Source organism: Pseudomonas sp. P5_109, from assembly GCF_034009455.1.
Taxonomy (GTDB): Bacteria; Pseudomonadota; Gammaproteobacteria; order Pseudomonadales; family Pseudomonadaceae; genus Aquipseudomonas.
In genome coordinates, this window is record NZ_CP125380.1 from 5212942 (window position 1) to 5230197 (window position 17256).

Below are 17256 nucleotides of genomic sequence, written 5' to 3' on the forward strand. Positions count from 1 at the left end.
ACCAGGCAGGGAAACAAACGCACAATCACTCCTCGATCATCGACTGGGCGATAACGGTACGTGCCGGCTGCATCAAGTACTGCAACATGGTGCGCTCTCCGGTGTTGATCAATACGTCCGCTGGCATGCCCGCCAACAGCTTGCGATCACCCAGTTTGCGCGCCCCTTCCAGAGTCACGCTGACCCGGGCCAGGTAATACGGCGCACTGGTTTTCTCATTGATCAAGCGGTCGCCGGACACACTCGTCACCCGACCTTCGATGACGGGTGTAGTGGCCGTGTTGAAGGCGCTGAAGCGGATGTCCGCCAACTTGCCGATAGCGATTCGATCGATGTCATTGGGCGAGACCTGCGCCTCGACCACCAGATCGGAAACCGATGGAACGATATCCAGTAACGGGGTTGCGGGGCGCACAACGCCACCGATGGTGTGAACCGTCATGCCGATCACCATCCCGTCTTCCGGAGCGCGGATAACCACCCTGCTCAGGCGATCCTCCAGCGCCGAGGCTTTTTCCTGCAAGTCGTAGGCCTTGGTCTGGGTCTCTGCCAACTGCTTGGTAACGTCGGCGTTAAAGTCCTTGTCGATCTGCAGGATCTGCAACTGGGTTTCGTTGATCTGCAACCGGGTCTTGATGTTTGTCGAGCGGTGATCCGCCACTTCAGACTTGAGCATGTCCAACTTGCGCGCCTGCTCCAGCATCCGCTGCTTGTCGACAAAACCCTGGGCCAGCAATTCTTTCAATTCGGCAATTTCGCCGCTATAGGATTCCTGCAAGTTGGTCTTGGTACCGATCATGGTGTCGGTTCCCTTGATTTGCTGATTCAACTGACCAATACGCTCTTGCAGTACCGCGATCTGCCCAAGTCGCGAGCTACGCCGTGCGTTGAACACCTGAGTCTCGCCGTAACGCGCCTCGGAACTGCGCTGACTGTCGGAGTTGAGATCATTAGGGAACGCGATCGTCGACAGGTCATCCCGCTCGGCAAGCAAGCGCGCCTCCATTGTCCTGGCAGCGATTAGCTGGCTGCGGGTCATCTCGTACTCGGAGCGCAATTGAGCGTCATCGAGCACGATGATCGGGTCACCTTTTTTCACCACATCGCCATCATGGGCGAGCAGGTCCTTGACGATGCCGCCCTCCAGATGCTGCACCGTCTTGCGATACGTTTGCACGGTAACGACGCCTGGCGCGTAAGCCGCGCCGTCGAGCGGAGCAAGCGCCGCCCATCCGCCAAACAGGCCGAACGTCACGAATACAATGAGAAATCCTTTACGGCGTACGGATCCGTCGGACGTGGGCAGATCCGCGAAAGTATCGGCAGGAGTAGTGAGCGTGCGATTCATCGATAACTTCCTGTCAAACTTCGGTCGAAGCGACGTCTGTGCCGGCCCGTGCGCCAGGCTTTTGCTGGGCGGGCAATTGATGCGCATTGAGTTGCGCAAGGACCTGGTCCCGCGGGCCATACAAACTGATCGTGCCGGCATTCATCACCAGCAAGCGGTCGAGTTGGGCCAGAATCGAAGTCCGGTGGGCGATCACGAAAACCGTTGCCCCGGTGAGTCTGATCTGTTGCAACGCCAACGCCAGCGCTCGCTCGCCGACCTCGTCCAGGTGAGCGTTGGGTTCATCCAGCACGATAAGCCGCGGGCTGCCATAGATTGCCCGGGCCAACCCGATACGCTGCCTTTGCCCACCCGATAGATTGATGCCGCCTTCGCCGATGACCGTGTCGTAGCCATTGGGCAGCATCAGAATCATTTCGTGGACACTCGCGGTCCTGGCCGCCAACACCACTTTGTCCGGATCTACGACACCAAAACGCGCGATGTTGTCGCTGATAGTGCCTTCGAACAACTCAATGTCCTGCGGCAAATACCCGAGGTGCGGCCCCAATTGGCTTTTGTCCCAATTGGCAATATCGGCAGTATCCAGACGGACTACGCCATGCTGTGGCTTCCACACGCCCACCAGGGCCTTGGCGAGCGTCGACTTGCCCGAAGCGCTCGGACCTACGACACCGATCATTGCGCCTGCCGGTGCGTTGAAGCCGATGCCTTTGATGATCGAGGTCTTTGCACCGGGAGCACCCAGGGTGAGGTTCTCCACCGTCACATGACCGATTGGAGCGGGCAATTGCATACGCTCGGGTTCGGCATTTTGCTGGTCGAGAATGCTGTTCAGACGCGCGTATTGTGAACGGGCAGAGATGAATCCTTTCCAGCTGCCGATCATCAAGTCCAGAGGGGCCAGCGCTCGACCTAACAGCACGGATCCTGCAATCACCAGCCCGGGGTTGATCTCATGGCTGACCGCCAGATAAGCACCAAGACCAAGAATCAGTGATTGAACAAGCAGGCGAAATGTTTTTGATATCGAAGTGATGATCCCGCTGCGGTCACTGGCTCGCGATTGCAACAGCAGCACTTTCTTGTGCCGCAGACTCCAGCGCGACATGAGGGAGTCAAGCATGCCCATGGATTCGATCACTTCGGCATTGCGCAAATTCTTGTTGGTTTGCAGCGTCGCGCCAATGCTCTCTTTATTGGCCTCTGCCAGGACTTTGCCCGTGGATTGCTCATTGATATAGGCCAACGCCAGCAAAATCACCGCACAACCGATTGCCGTCCAACCGTACCAGGGGTGAAACAGGAAGAGCACAGCAATATAGATCGGCAGCCACGGCGCATCAAAAAACGCGAACAGACCGTTCCCGGACATGAACTGGCGCAGCCCGGTCAGATCACTCAGCGACTGGGCGGACGCGTCCTGGCCACCACTGTCCAGAGCCCGCTTGAAACTGGCCCGGTAGACATCCCGGCCAAGCAACACATCGAGCCTGGTGCTGACACGCACCATGATCCGCGAGCGTACCCACTCCAGCAGGCCCATCGTCACGAGCAGAAAGGTCAGAATAATGGTCAACATGGCCAGCGTCGTCAGGCTGCCACCCGTGACTACCCGTCCGTAGACCTGAAGCATGTAGAAGGTCGGGACCAACATCAGTGCGTTGATGAACAGGCTGAAAAAACCCACCGACATGAAACTGTTCCTGCAGGCCCTCAGGGCTACTTGCAAGCTGTTTTCGGGCGTACTGCGTATCATCTCGGAACTGACAACCTAATGTGTTGATCGGGGATTGCGGGGCGCGCGAGTGTACCACCCCAGCAGCGCCTGCAGAATGAAATCGCCATCATCCTGGCATTGCCATGCAGACGACGAACAGCGCTGGCCCTTGCGCTCTGAAGATTTATAATCCCGCTATAGCTGATAATGATTCTTTAACATACCGGCCAAAGAACTGTAACATATGTGAAATTTTGGCCAGCAACGCCGTTTGCAGAACGATTTGGATATCGGGAGCGGCCACCCAATCATTATGGAGTCACTTTTGATCAATTATTTTTCTTATCTCGCCGATATCGTCCGGGAAGAAGCGGCTGCAACTGGCGCGTTGTTGCAAGACGTCGCCCGCGAACTATTGGCCACCAATACTACCCACTCGGATGGCGCCTGGTGGGTTGCCCACGGCAATGACCCCTTCTATACCGCCGAGCAAATTTACAAGACGGTCACAGGCGACCCGACTGCCGAACGCGCAGAACTTCTGTGCGGCAATATGGTTAACGTATTCAGCGGCCTCTGTGCGGAGCTTGGCCTGCAAAAACGCACCATCTGGACGTATTCAGACTCCCAGGGTTTCTTTCAGGGACATACGTACCTCGAAATTTTTAATACAACTACCAACAAATGGGAAATTCAGGACGCGGACTATAACGTCTATTACACCGACGTTCGCACGGGCGAGCGTGTCGGTGTCAAAGACATGATGAACGCAGACGATATTGAAAATTTCATTCCTCATAATGCCAGTGAATCCGGATGGTCAGAGACAGGCGCAGAAGCCTTGCGTCTGGCTAATCTCTACGCTGCGCAAATTATTACTACGGAGCATAAGCTCTATACCAGTAACGACAGTCTGAGCGATACCTTACTGGCCAGCATTGCCAACTCTCTGAGCGGAGTCTTTACCTATACCGTAGACGGCGGTATCAACGATCTGACCTCCACGCACTTTACCGATAGCAACGCCGTCACCAACAACGGGAGAGCCACGATCACCGGCACTTCGAGCGCTGATTTCATTTCATATGATGGCAGTTCACTCAGCCCGGTGTTCGCCACGCTCATCGGTGGAGCGGGCGATGACACGCTTGCGCTACGCTTTTCCGGCGGCCAACTTTACGGTAATGAGGGCAATGACATCCTGATTGGCGGGCAATTGGCGGATCTTCTGGTCGGCGGCACTGGTGATGACTACATGTCTGGCGGTTACGGTGCAGACCAGTACGCGTTTTCGAAAGGCGACGGTTTCAACGACACCATCGACAGTTTCGGCGTAGGTGCCGACCAACTGGTTTTTCTCGGCGTTAGCGGTACCGGCGGTACCGGTCGTACGCAGATTTCGGAAAAAGAGTTCAACTTCCGGGTCGACCAGAAGCTGACCTCGGACGGCGTCTATCTTCGCTATGACATAGATGGTGACGCACGTTTTGATGGCGGGATGTTGATCGAAGGCCGTACGACACTGCTCACCGCCAAAGACGCTACATTTGTTTTCAACGCTGACCCGCTCAAAGGCTTTAATACGACGACCGTCGCTACCAACCCTGGCTCGGGGTATGCCGAAAAAATCCACGGTAGCAACGCGGCAGACAAAATCCTCTATCTCGGCACGCTTGGCGCGGAACTGGCTGGCAGTACGTCTGGAGTAAACAGTGGCAATAACGTCATCCAGTCTCACTCGGATGCGGGCTGCTCGCTGTACGGCCAAGATGGCAACGACGTATTGGTTGGAGGAAACGGCGGCGACTTCATTGTCGGCGGCACCGGCAACGACCTGCTGATTGGAGGCAAGGGCCGGGACGTCTTCGTATTCACCGCGGGCTCGGGCTCAGACACCATCCAGGACTTCAAACAAGGTGAAGACACCGTGTATATCTACGGCTGGACGGCTTCTACCAAGGCTGTGACGCAAACGCTGCAGGACAACGGGCTGGTTGTGACTTTCGATACCGCCGGCGATGGCGCTCACGGTGGCAATATCACGCTACTTGGCCAAACGACCTTGCTGAGCAATACCGACATGTTGTTTGCCTGAGTTCGGGTGATCAGCCCATCGGGCATTAGTTTCTCTAAAGAAAAAGGCCGATCAATGATCGGCCTTTGTCGTTTCTATCACACCTCAGTTCACTACGATCCTGTCGCGGTTACTATCCAGAATCGCCTTGCCGATACCCTTCACTTCCAGCAATTCGTCAACTGACGCAAACGTGCCATTACTTTCACGATAAGCAACAATCGCCTTGGCTTTTGCCTCGCCCACGCCAGTCAACTCACGTTGCAGCGTAGGTGCATCAGCACTATTGAGATCGACTTTGCCGGATTGCGCCTTGGCGCCCGCATCCTGCACCAATGGCGCATTCATCACCCCTGGTGCGTTGACAGGTGCGGCGATTGCCGTAAGAGAGGCGCTGGTAAGAAGGGCGAAAACCAGAGAGTGGAAACTGCTTGTACGCATTAGTGAAGCTCCATGCCGTCGTTTGAGAAAGCAGCTTTTCCGAAGCTGCCCTCCTAACTTAGGCCATGACATTCAGCTGTCAAAAATGTGTACGTTACCGGATATGAAACAATCAGGGTTCAAGGCGGCGCTGCTGGTAGATCCAGTCGACAATCTCACCGTCCGGGGTATAGCCGCTGACCGTGTCGCGCAGCAACTGGCGGACGCGTGCATAGTCGTCCTGATCCACTGCAGCCAGCAACTCGGTCAGCTTGACCTTCAGCACATCCCAGGACAGATGATCCTCGTTGGCCGTCATGATCATCGGGTGTTGGGTGGCCGCCACGTTGTCACCAATCAGCAGCTCTTCGTAAAGCTTCTCACCCGGACGCAGCCCGGTGAACTCGATAGCGATATCGCCATGCAGGTTCTTCTCCGAGCGCACGCTCAGGCCGGACAAATGGATCATCTTCTCGGCCAGCTCGACGATCCTCACCGGCTCGCCCATGTCTAGGACGAAAACATCACCGCCCTGCCCCATGGAGCCCGCCTGGATCACCAACTGCGCAGCTTCAGGGATGGTCATGAAGTATCGAGTGATCTTCGGGTGCGTGACAGTCAGCGGACCACCCGACTTGATCTGCTTGTGAAACAACGGAATGACCGAACCCGACGATCCCAGGACATTACCGAATCGCACCATCGTGAAGCGCGTCTTGTTCACACGCGAAACATTGCTCGTATCGCCGAACAATACTGGAGCCAACTCACGACTCAGCGCTTGCAACGTCAACTCGGCAAGGCGCTTGGTGCTGCCCATGACATTGGTAGGTCGCACGGCCTTGTCCGTCGAAATCAGGACAAAGTTGGCCACTCCTGCCTGAAGAGCGGCCTGGGCCGTATTGAGCGTGCCGATCACATTATTGAGCACACCTTCGGCAATGTTGTGTTCGACCATGGGCACATGCTTGTAGGCGGCGGCGTGATACACCGTGTCTACTCGCCAGGTTTTCATGACATCCAGCAACTTGTCCGGGTTGCGAACCGACCCAAGAATCGGCAAGAGACGGATGGACAGCGACTCTCGAGCGACCCGCTGCTCCAGCTCGGACAAGATGGAGTAAAGATTGAACTCACTGTGTTCAAACAGCAGAAGCGTTGTCGGGCGCAGTGCCAGAATTTGCCGGCAAAGCTCGGAGCCAATGGAGCCACCAGCGCCTGTGACCAACACCGACTGCCCCGTGATGCAATGTTCGAGCAAGTCAGCCTGGGCCGGGACTGCATCACGCCCGAGCAGGTCGGCAATGTCTACTTCCTGGATATCGTCGACCTTGACCCGGCCACTGGCCAGGTCCATGAAACCCGGGACACTTCGAACATGCAGCGGAAAGCCTTCGAGAAACCCGAGAATCTCGCGACGGCGTCCGCGGTTGGACGAAGGAATAGCGAGGAGAATTTCCTGAGCGCCAGTGTTGTCGATCATTTGCTGGATATTTTCAGGCTGATATACCTGCAACCCGGAGATCACCCTGTCGGCGATTCCACTATCGTCATCGATAAAGGCCACGGGCCGCATGACACGCCCCATCCGCAGCGCAGTAACGAGTTGATTACCCGCTGCCCCCGCGCCGTAGATAGCCACTTTTGGCAGGCCGTCATCCCGGCTGGTGAACGGGACGTGCTGGGCAGCACTGAACCAGTCGCCCATAAAATACTGACGCATGGCCAGGCGCAGCCCGCCGATCATGATCAGACTCAACCACCAATAGTTGAAAATGATCGAACGCGGAACGACGTTTTGATGATTGCTGTACCAGTACACCACAACGCCAAGTATCAAGGATGAGAGTGTTACAGCCTTGATAATGGCAATGAGTGCGTCATTTCCAAAATAACGCATGACGGCACGGTACATGCCAAAGCGGACGAAAAGAGGAATGGCGATGACAGGTGCACTGACAAAAAGCCAGACATGCTCAGTGAACGGGTTGATCAACTCGTCCACCCCGAGACGCACGACAAACGCCATCCACAGGGCAAACCAGACCAAGAAAGTATCAGTCAGGACCTGCAGAATGCGTTTATGTCGTCTTGGCAGACTTAACAACTTTGCCCGAATCTTATCCATAACCCCTCTAAACACCTCTCGAAGCTCCTAGCATTGATACAGCAACTACAGCTTTCGGTAACTCACTTACCGACAAAGCAATACTCAAAACCCAATGCGTCCATCACGCCTTGCCGGCAATTTCCAACTCGCCTGCGTGAAACTTGAAAGCCAGCAACACCAGAGGTACGTAGGCCAGGACCAGTCCTGCCACGCCATCGAGATATTGCATGACGACCAATATAGCCACTGGTACTAACCACAACAAATTGATCGCAGCAATTGCCAGCGTGACCACCCGATGGCTGCCAAATTTTCGTGAGGCATACTGGTATCCATGGCTGCGATGGGCTTCATAAACCTTATCCCCTCGCAATAGCCGACGGATGAGGGTGAAGGTCGCATCAACAATAAAGACGCCCAACAAAATGAGCCAGGCCCAGAGAAACAGTGGATTAGTCCAGGCTGCATAAAGCGACATCACTGCCAGCACAATGCCCAGAAAACCACTGCCAGCGTCGCCCATGAAAATCTTCGCTGGCGGGAAATTCCAGATAAGGAATCCCAAGACGGCCGCCGCTAATACGAGCGGAGCGATGGCAAGGCTGGCGTGGCCTGCAATCCAGTAGACCAGGCAGGCACCGACACAGGCACAAATCGCCTCGACGCTGGCCAGGCCATCAATGCCATCCATGAAGTTGTAGAGGTTGAGCATCCAGACCAGATAAAACGCGCCGATGACATAGCCGAACCAGCCAAGACTGAACTCGTGACCGAACAGATTGATCGGCGCCATCCCCCCAATCCAGATCAATGCCCAGATGGCACCTGCGAAATGCGCAAGCAGGCGCCAACGCGCGGCAATATGCCCATGGTCGTCGAGAAAACCAATGATCGCGATCCAGCCGCCAGCCCCCAGCAGAGCCAGCGTCATCGGCCAGGCGACGGCATCCGTCCAGGCCAGGACAGGCAGCGCAATCAGAAAGCTCAGGACGATAGCTACACCACCACCCCGTGGGGTCGGAACGGAATGTGAGCTACGCGCATTAGGAACATCTATCAGGCTGCGTGCCAACGCGTATTTGCGCAATGCACCGGTGCCCAAGAATGAAACACCCACCACCAACGCCAACAACCATATTGAGTTCAAAGGTCAACTTCCTGAAACAGCCACAATCAATTTTGCAATTGAACCGTCATTGTCATAAGGCAGCTTAGCGCTGCCTTTCCTTGTAGTAGTTGGCAGCCGACACAAGCGCCTCGTCGACGCTGACCGGAGGAACCCAGCCCAGCAATTCTCGAGTTTTACTTATATCGACCTGCAACGAACCGCACAGCCGTTGCGACAAAGCCTGCTTGCCCAGAAGCTGTGCCCCTCGCTCAAGCAACACGCTTGGCACAGGCAACAGGCGTGCAGACTTACCCAATGCCTGTGCCATCCGCGTCAACAATTGTGTCGTGGACAAATCTTCCCCATCGCTGACGAGGAAGGTCTGATTGGCGGCGGCCGGATGACGAATGCAGGTCACGATCAAATCAGAAAGATTGTCGAGCGCGACCAGGCTGCGTCGATTATGGATAGCCCCGAATGGCAGGGGTATTCCCTTGTCCAGCCAACGCATCATGTTCAGAAAGTTGGCTCTTACACCCGGGCCATAAACCAGCACCGGACGGATGATCACCACTTCCATCCCCGAGACGCTCGCAATTTCGCGCAGCCCTTGCTCGGCCTCCATTTTCGAAACGCCATAAGGATCGCCAGGCGCGGGTGTCGCGTCGGCGAAGTAAGGCTGGTTGAGTGGCGTACCTTCGCCATTCACCTTGATCGAACTGATGAACACAAAGCGACGAACACCCAACGAGGCTGCTTGCCGAGCGAGGCTTAGCGTGCCTTCGACATTGACCTTGCGAAACGCCTCCAGCGGATCGGACTCGGTGTCATTCATGACGTGAACGCGAGCCGCGCCATGAATGACAACCTCAACCTGATCCAGCGCCTGCGACCAATCGGTATCAGCACTGAGCCCGGCGGTTCGAATGGTAGTAACGCGCGACGGACAGTCAGGCAAGGCGTGCCCACGAATGGCTGCCACCGGTTCCAGATCGTCAGTGGCCGACAAACGACCCAATACTGCGCGACCAACGAAACCCGTAGCACCTGTCAATAAAACACGCATTTTTCAAACCTCGACGACGCTCAGGATTTCGACCAGACAGTACGATTGATGTAGTCGGTGTAACTCAACACGACCCGAACGACCTGCTTCGACACTGGACCGGCCTGGTAATCCCTCACGACCGGAATAACGCGCTGGGTACGATCATGCTGGCTGGTTACCACACGTACGGCATCCAGAACGCCTTCCACTTTCAGGCCACTCATGATGAGGGTGCCTTCATCCATCCCTTCCGGACGCTCGTGCGCATTACGAATGGTAATGGCAGGCAGATTCAGGAGAGAGGCTTCCTCGGTAATGGTGCCGCTATCGGACAGCACGCAGAACGCCGACATCTGCAACTTGATGTAGTCGAGCAGACCAAATGGCTTCGAGAAACGAATCAGAGGGTGGTCCAAAGACTCACCGATCGCTTCCAGGCGCTTGCGGGTACGCGGATGCGTGGAAACGATGATCGGGTACTGGTACTTGTCGGCCAGGGCTCGCAGCGTTTTGAGCAAATCGCGCAGGTTGTCCGGCGTATCGACGTTTTCCTCACGGTGAGCACTGACGATGAAGAACTTGTCCTGCTCCAGGCCTTCTCGCGCCAACACGTCGGAGGTGAGGATTTTCGGCATGTAATAGTCGAGCACCTCCTCCATGTGCGAACCGGTCTTGATGATGGTTTCAGGACGAATCCCTTCCGCAATCAGATAACGCCGGGCATGCTCGGTCAGGACCATATTGATATCGCTGAGGTGATCGAGCACCTTGCGATTCAATTCTTCAGGGACGCGCTGGTCAAAGCAACGGTTACCGGCTTCCATGTGGAACACCGGGATCTTGCGGCGCTTGGCGGCAATGACGGCCAGACAGGTATTGGTATCGCCATAAAGGAGCAGCGCATCAGGCTTTTCGGCCTCAAACACTTCATCCGCCTTTGAAATCACTTCGGCGATGGTCTTGGCTGCGGTATCGCCAGCGGCACCCAGGAAGTAATCAGGCTTGCGGATTTCGAGATCATCGAAAAAAACCTGATTCAATTCGAAGTCGTAGTTCTGACCCGAGTGAACCAACACATGATTAACCTGCTTATCAAGCTCGGCAATGACGCGGCTCATCTTGATAAGTTCTGGTCGCGTACCGACCAGCGTCATGACCTTAAGCATCAAGTTGCTCCTGAATGTATTCCAGATTCAACAGCACTTTCTTCACGCCTTCTACATCGAGACGTTCTGTGTTGTGAGAGGTGTAGTCGTCGAGATCGGAGATCTCCTGTTCACCTTCAACAAAAAACTTCTTGTAGTTAAGGTCGCGATTGTCCGAAGGAATACGGTAGTAGCGCCCCATGTCTTCGGCTTTGGCCATTTCTTCACGGGAGATCAGCGACTCGTAGAGTTTTTCGCCGTGACGGGTACCAATGACCTTGACGGCATTGTCACGAACAAACAGTTCCTTGAGCGCCTGGGCCAGGTCGGCCACTGTCGAGGCAGGTGCTTTCTGGACGAAAATATCACCTTGCTCGGCATGTTCGAATGCGTGCAGAACCAGGTCGACGGAGTCCTCGAGCGACATCAGGAAGCGTGTCATGTTCGGGTCAGTGACGGTCAGCGGCTCGCCGCTCTGCAGCTGATTGATGAACAACGGGATTACCGAACCGCGCGACGCCATGACGTTACCGTAGCGGGTTGCACAGATCACCGGACCTGTCGCCGGAATCATCCGCGATTTGGCAACCATCAGCTTTTCTGCCATGGCCTTGGAAATACCCATGGCATTGATCGGGTAAACAGCCTTGTCGGTACTGAGTACAACAACGCGCTTCACGCCCGAAGCAATGGCCGCATTCAGTACGTTTTCGGTACCCATGACGTTGGTACGCACGGCTTCCATTGGGTAAAACTCGCAGGAAGGCACCTGCTTCAGGGCTGCGGCGTGGAAAATGTAATCCACACCCACCATAGCCTGATCAAGACTATCGCGATCACGTACGTCACCGATGTAGAACTTCACTTTGTCATTCGACAAAGCAATGCGCATATCTTCCTGCTTCTTCTCGTCACGGCTGAATACGCGAATCTCTTTTACATCGGTATCCAGGAAACGCTTCAACACCGTATGGCCAAACGAGCCCGTACCGCCCGTGATCATCAAAACTTTATTATCGAACATAACTACCTTCCCAAACCTGATTGAACTTAATGATCAACGCAACGCGCGCATCGACTTAACCAATTCCAACCACGACGGTGGAACGTAACCGGTTGCAGCCTGAAACTTCGAGGAGTCCAGCGAGCGATCTATAGAAACCTGGCTGTCCGCGATGATATCGATTTCCTTTTCGTAAACTTCCGCAACCAGCGTCAGAAGAGACAGCTTGTCAATCGGAGCCACCGAAACATGATACAGGCCGTGGAGCTGTGGGTTCGGGATCACGTAGTCGCGAATGACACGTGCCAGCTCTACGGTAGGAAGCCCCGAAAAAATGGCCTTCTCATACCCCTTGACCGGTCCGTTCTGGGACAGGAACCAGTCCACCAGCGAGTACTGGCTCCCCAGTTCGTGACCAATGATGGAGGTCCGCAGCGTGACGGCATTCAGATCCGTGTGGAGCTCACCGATGTACTTGGACTTGCCGTAGAGATCCTCTGCATCGGAGATATCCTCCTCGGCGTACATGCCTTTACGGCCGGAAAACACGCAATCGGTGCTGATATGAATCAGGCGAGCACCGGACAATGCACACAGCTTGGCAATGCGATGCGGCAACATGGCATTGATAGGGAGTGCGGACAGGGGGTCCTTGGCGTCAGCCAATTGCTTGATCAGCCCGACGCAGTTGATGACGACATCCGGCTTGACCCGTGCCAGGACCGACACCAGTGAATCCTGGTCAAGCACGTCGACATTACTGATCAACGAACTGTGCATGTCCTCAGAAAAGTATTTTGCGCCACCCGGATTGCGCAAAGTGCCCCACACCTCGAAGTGCGGGTTTCCATGGAATTGCCTGAACACTGTGCTACCCAGCATTCCGGTGACCCCTAACACAAGAACTTTCATTTTGAGCTACCTTTTAATTCATTGATCCTGCTACTGAGGATTTCGACCAATCGCTGGCTTTGCCGCTCCATCTCGAAATGCTCGAGGTAGTACGCTCGACCTGCCTGTCCCAACGATTCCCGCTCATCCGAAGTCATGCGAAAAAGTTGTTCAATGCAGTTGGCCATACCTTCGGCGTCTTGCGCCGCAGTGGTCAGACCGGCTCCCGCCTCTTGAATGACGCGCGCGCCCTCCCCGTCCAGCGCGGCGATGATCGGCCTCCCCGCTGCCAGGTAAGCCTGAACTTTACTAGGGATGGTATAGGAGAACGCCTCATCCTGCTTCAACGTCACCAACAATCCCTCGGCACGACTGAAAAAATGCGGCATTTCAGTGGCCGCGAAGCGTCCGGCAAGAATGAGGTTGTCCAAACCACGGGATTTCTTCTGGCTTTCGATCCAGCTCAACATACTGCCACTACCGACCAACACAATCCTGAGCTGCGACAAATGGCGAAGCTTGTCAGCTACCTCAACCAGGGTTTCGACCGACTGTGCCGTCCCCAGATTTCCGGCAAAAACGAGGCAGAAATGACTGTCGAGTTCCGCGAGCAAGGGTGCCGGAATCCGCGTTTCCTCTACACTCGGCGGCACGTCCTGATAGGAGTTGGGGTAATACACAACCTTGCCAGGGTTGGCATAACGGGCGACCGGCTCTCGAAACGCGCGCGATTGAACAAGAAGCGTATCGACGAAGGCGTAAATACCTTTCACCAGCCAACCCACAACCCGCAATATTGCTTTGTTCTTGATGAATCCGGTCGCACTCAAGCTCTCCGGCCAGAGATCTTGAACCCATACAACCAGATGGCTCTTGAGTTTCCACTTCAAGTAAATCGCTGGGATTACCGAAGTAATTGGAGATGGCGCAAATACAAAAATCGCATCATAAGCCTCCCCTTTTACTGCACTTGGGTAGTGTTTCAAGCCATTTAAGATAAATGACAAATAGTTCAACACGAGGTTCTTTGCACCTGAAGCGCCACGAGGTCTGAGCGGTGCACGGAAAACACTGACAGAAGACTCGAAGTTTTCTTCCTGGACCCCAGAAGCACTGTAGCCGTTAAAAACTACGCCATCCGGGTAATTGGGCTTTCCGGTAAGAACCTTTACGGTGTGGCCCTGGGCAGATAACGTTTTGACCAAGTCATTGACAATAAAAGACTCTGGCCAAAAATATTGCGACACCACAAGAACCTTCATTTATCAAACACCTTTTTTGCGGCTCACGGCCAATTCCAGCAACTCTGACCATGTCTTTCTTGAGGTTTTTTCCCAGTCAAATTTATCGCTCTGCGTCGCTGCTGCAGCGGCAAGCTTCTCTAAAAGCGCAGGACTGGTTAACGCCTCAGACAGCACATTATTTATATCTTTTGAATCAAACGGAGAAAAATACAGTGCTGCTTCAGCTCCAAATTCCGGCATCGGCATAACGTTGGAGCATACCATCGGCCTGCCAGACGCAAGCGCCTCGAGAAGAATATTAGGGCAGTTCTCACACGATGAAGCAAATAGATTCAGATAGGCGTGATGATAAAGTGGAGGAAGACTCTGATAGGGAATAGCGCCCAACAGCAGTACTTGGTCCTCGAGGCCTAGTGTAGAAACCAGACCCTTGACCCGCTCGGCTTCGGGTAGGTTTGTCTCGCCTACAAGAACCAGCGGGAAGCGTTCACGCAGTGCCTTTGGCAGCGCTGCGTAAGCATTAACCACTTCATAATGATGTTTATAAACATCAAATCTCGACACGTATAAAACATATTCGCCAACTGGCAAAAATTCTGGCCGAGGAACAGCAGAATCGCCGTGAGTGCGAAATACCGAGCCAATTCCGTGAGGAATCGTAACAGCATTCTTGATACTGGTTAGTGATTCAATGACACTGCGCGCGTAATTTGAAATGAATATCGTCAAATCCGCTTCGCGCATGCTCTTGAGCATAATACGATTCAACAACCAATTTCTTAGGCGCTGTAACCCGAGCGGTATGCTTTTGCGTACTCGCAAATCAAATGGAATCATGTTCCGAAACATTGTCGCAACTTTGCAACCAGCGGGTACAGAGGTGCCCACTACGCCACCGGGACAAAACAGCACGTCCGCCTTTTCAGCCTTCAAAATACCGGGCAGCACCCACCGTTCCCACATGGCTCTCACAATCGGATTTTCAGTGGGCCACACTGGCTCGACCCGCTTGATCCTCGGATGATCCGGCAGCTTGAGTGACGCTGGGGCGAAAACCAGAATCTCAAGATCCGCATTGTCAGGTACGAACTGAAAAAGATTAATCAGATAAGTCTGACCTCCACCAAGACGGGCAGAGAGCGCGTTGAAAACTATCTTCATGGAAAGCCTTTTGCTCAATCTAAATTAGTGGCTATTTTTATCGAGCCAGGATTGGAACATTAGAATATTCCACAAATGAAGACTACGATCGTATGTTCCGTTTTGATGCTGGAGCCATGCCGAGCGAATTTTCTGACAATCGAAGTAGCCCTCTCTCTTGAGACGCTCCTCCGTTAACAGTTCCTCTGCCCATTCTTTCAGCGGCCCACGCAGCCATTGCGCCAATGGAATAGAGAAACCCGCCTTCGGCCTGTCAAAGAATGAATTAGGAACATATCGCTTAAGAAGCTCGCGAAGTGGCCATTTCCCCACACCATTTTTTATCAGTTGGTCTGAGGACAACGAAAACGCGAGTTCTGCAACTCGATGATCAAGCAATGGCGCGCGGGTCTCCAGACTTGCGCTCATCGCGCCACGATCCACTTTGACCAGCAAATCATCAGGCAAATACTGGGAGACGTCCCAGCGACGCATTTCCTCGACGTAATCCACTGCCGATTCCCAGGAAGCAACACCTTGCTGTTGAGCATCGATACCCAGGACCACACTTTCGTTCGACTGCCACTGAGACATCAAACCGGTATACATCTGCGCCAGATTTTCAGAGCCCAACAACTCGGACATTCTGTAGATACGTCGACCATTAATCTTGGTCCGAAGGCTGTCCGGCAAAATCGAACAGACGTTGTCCCAGCCCTTGGACGAAAGTGAGCGAAGTGAATAGGCCATGATCTGGCGTGCAGGCAACGGCAGCTTTTTAATGCGTGTCCATAGTCCTGCAGTAACCTGATAGCGGGGATACCCGGCAAAAAGCTCATCGCCTCCGTCACCGGATAAGGCGACGGATACATGCTGTTTTGTCATCCTGGAGACCAGGATTGTAGGGATTTGAGAGGAGTCAGCAAACGGCTCGTCGTATATTTCCGGCAAGTGCGGGATTATTGAAACAGCATCGTCGGCACCGAGATAAAACTCGGTATGGTTAGTCCCCAAGTGCTTGGCAATAGCTTTGGCGTAAGGCGCTTCATCAAACTCAGGCTCATTAAAACCGATCGTGTAAGTGTTGATGCTGGTAGAGCTTTGCGATTGCATCAACGAAACGATCAAACTTGAATCGACACCGCCTGACAAAAACGCCCCAAGTGGAACATCGGAAATCATTTGCGACTTTACCGCAGCAGACAATTTCTCACCGACAATGTCTACAACTTCCTTATCACTGGCCTGCGACAGCTCGTACTTTAGCTCGCCAGCGCGCGGCAACGACCAGTAGGAAACAGGTTCTAGCGCCGCAGAAAGCGAGCCAACATTCAAATAATGCGCTGGCTCTAACTTCTTGATGCCTTCATAGATAGACTCCGGAGCCGGAACATAGCCATACCTGACAAACTTCGCTAAAGCATGACGATCAATTCGCAGATCGCTGCCAAACGCAGCCTTGATTGCCTTCAATTCGGAGGAGAAGACAAAACGGTTGCCCACAATACCGTAATAGAGTGGTTTTTCTCCCATTCTGTCTCGTGCCAGGGTTATCGTTTTGGAAACTTTATCCCAGACGGCAAAAGCAAACATGCCCACCAGATTTTCGAGGGTTTTTTGTACCCCCCACGCACCGAGCGCAGCCAGCAGCACTTCTGTATCAGAGTGACCTCGCCAAACACGCGTCAAACCTGAAGCAATCAGTTTCTCGCGCAACTCGTTAAAATTATATATTTCACCGTTGAAAACAATAATGAACCGCTCGTCATCGGAAACCATCGGCTGACTTCCGTGCACCGACAGTTCCAGGATCGAAAGCCGTCGGTGACCCAGCGAAACTCCACTATCGGCATCTGACCAAACTGCTCCATCATCGGGCCCACGATGTATCAGCGCATCCACCATCTTGCCAACGGCAACGGCGCCTTGCTGATCCAGCTTCCACCCGACAACTCCCGCAATTCCGCACATACCTACTCTCTCAATCCAATGAAAATATTAAAGC

At 54.0% G+C, this 17256-nt stretch carries 13 protein-coding genes; 1 reads left to right on the plus strand and 12 read right to left on the minus strand.

Annotated features, from left to right (window positions below; translation table 11 throughout):
• Positions 1 to 25 precede the first annotated feature (25 nt).
• Both QMK54_RS23060 and QMK54_RS23065 read right to left on the minus strand, forming a co-directional pair.
• Positions 26 to 1348 carry an HlyD family type I secretion periplasmic adaptor subunit gene (locus QMK54_RS23060; RefSeq protein WP_223589596.1) on the minus strand — a complete coding sequence of 441 codons (1323 nt, stop codon included), beginning with the start codon at positions 1346 to 1348 and terminating at the stop codon, positions 26 to 28.
• Positions 1349 to 1361: 13 nt separating this feature from the next.
• Entirely contained in the window at positions 1362 to 3104 is a 1743-nt protein-coding gene (locus QMK54_RS23065) for a type I secretion system permease/ATPase (protein WP_223589627.1), read from the minus strand.
• 289 nt (positions 3105 to 3393) lie between these two features.
• Here QMK54_RS23065 and QMK54_RS23070 point away from each other — a divergent pair, with 289 nt between their 5' ends.
• Entirely contained in the window at positions 3394 to 5163 is a 1770-nt protein-coding gene (locus QMK54_RS23070; RefSeq protein WP_320401407.1) for a calcium-binding protein, read from the plus strand.
• Between the two features lie 84 nt (positions 5164 to 5247).
• Here the strand turns inward: QMK54_RS23070 and QMK54_RS23075 are convergent, their stop codons facing one another.
• The 10 genes from QMK54_RS23075 to asnB form a co-directional block, all read right to left on the minus strand.
• The gene (locus QMK54_RS23075; RefSeq protein ID WP_110658169.1) at positions 5248 to 5583 is read right to left on the minus strand and encodes a ComEA family DNA-binding protein; all 336 of its coding nucleotides are present in this window, start codon (positions 5581 to 5583) and stop codon (positions 5248 to 5250) included.
• A gap of 112 nt (positions 5584 to 5695) precedes the next feature.
• Positions 5696 to 7690, minus strand: a complete 1995-nt coding sequence (locus QMK54_RS23080) for a nucleoside-diphosphate sugar epimerase/dehydratase (protein WP_320401408.1) — start codon at positions 7688 to 7690, stop codon at positions 5696 to 5698.
• A gap of 103 nt (positions 7691 to 7793) precedes the next feature.
• Complete coding sequence (locus QMK54_RS23085) at positions 7794 to 8819, minus strand: glycosyltransferase family 4 protein (RefSeq protein ID WP_320401409.1); 1026 nt, start codon at positions 8817 to 8819, stop codon at positions 7794 to 7796.
• A gap of 64 nt (positions 8820 to 8883) precedes the next feature.
• Positions 8884 to 9846 (minus strand): UDP-glucose 4-epimerase family protein, encoded by a 963-nt coding sequence (locus QMK54_RS23090; RefSeq protein WP_110658175.1) that lies wholly within the window; start codon positions 9844 to 9846, stop codon positions 8884 to 8886.
• 20 nt (positions 9847 to 9866) lie between these two features.
• A complete protein-coding gene (gene wecB, locus QMK54_RS23095) occupies positions 9867 to 10994 on the minus strand; it encodes a non-hydrolyzing UDP-N-acetylglucosamine 2-epimerase (protein ID WP_110658177.1) in 1128 nt (375 codons plus the stop codon).
• Entirely contained in the window at positions 10987 to 11997 is a 1011-nt protein-coding gene (locus QMK54_RS23100) for a polysaccharide biosynthesis protein (protein WP_110658180.1), read from the minus strand. The genes wecB and QMK54_RS23100 overlap by 8 nt, the downstream gene beginning before the upstream one ends.
• A gap of 33 nt (positions 11998 to 12030) precedes the next feature.
• Positions 12031 to 12888, minus strand: coding sequence for a dTDP-4-dehydrorhamnose reductase family protein (locus QMK54_RS23105; RefSeq protein ID WP_110658182.1), 858 nt, complete (start codon positions 12886 to 12888; stop codon positions 12031 to 12033).
• Positions 12885 to 14129 (minus strand): glycosyltransferase family 4 protein, encoded by a 1245-nt coding sequence (locus QMK54_RS23110; protein WP_110658184.1) that lies wholly within the window; start codon positions 14127 to 14129, stop codon positions 12885 to 12887. The genes QMK54_RS23105 and QMK54_RS23110 overlap by 4 nt, the downstream gene beginning before the upstream one ends.
• Positions 14130 to 14132: 3 nt before the next feature.
• Positions 14133 to 15272 (minus strand): glycosyltransferase family 1 protein, encoded by a 1140-nt coding sequence (locus QMK54_RS23115; RefSeq protein ID WP_320401410.1) that lies wholly within the window; start codon positions 15270 to 15272, stop codon positions 14133 to 14135.
• Between the two features lie 24 nt (positions 15273 to 15296).
• Positions 15297 to 17222, minus strand: coding sequence for an asparagine synthase (glutamine-hydrolyzing) (asnB, locus tag QMK54_RS23120; RefSeq protein ID WP_110658188.1), 1926 nt, complete (start codon positions 17220 to 17222; stop codon positions 15297 to 15299).
• Between the last annotated feature and the right edge of the window lie 34 nt (positions 17223 to 17256).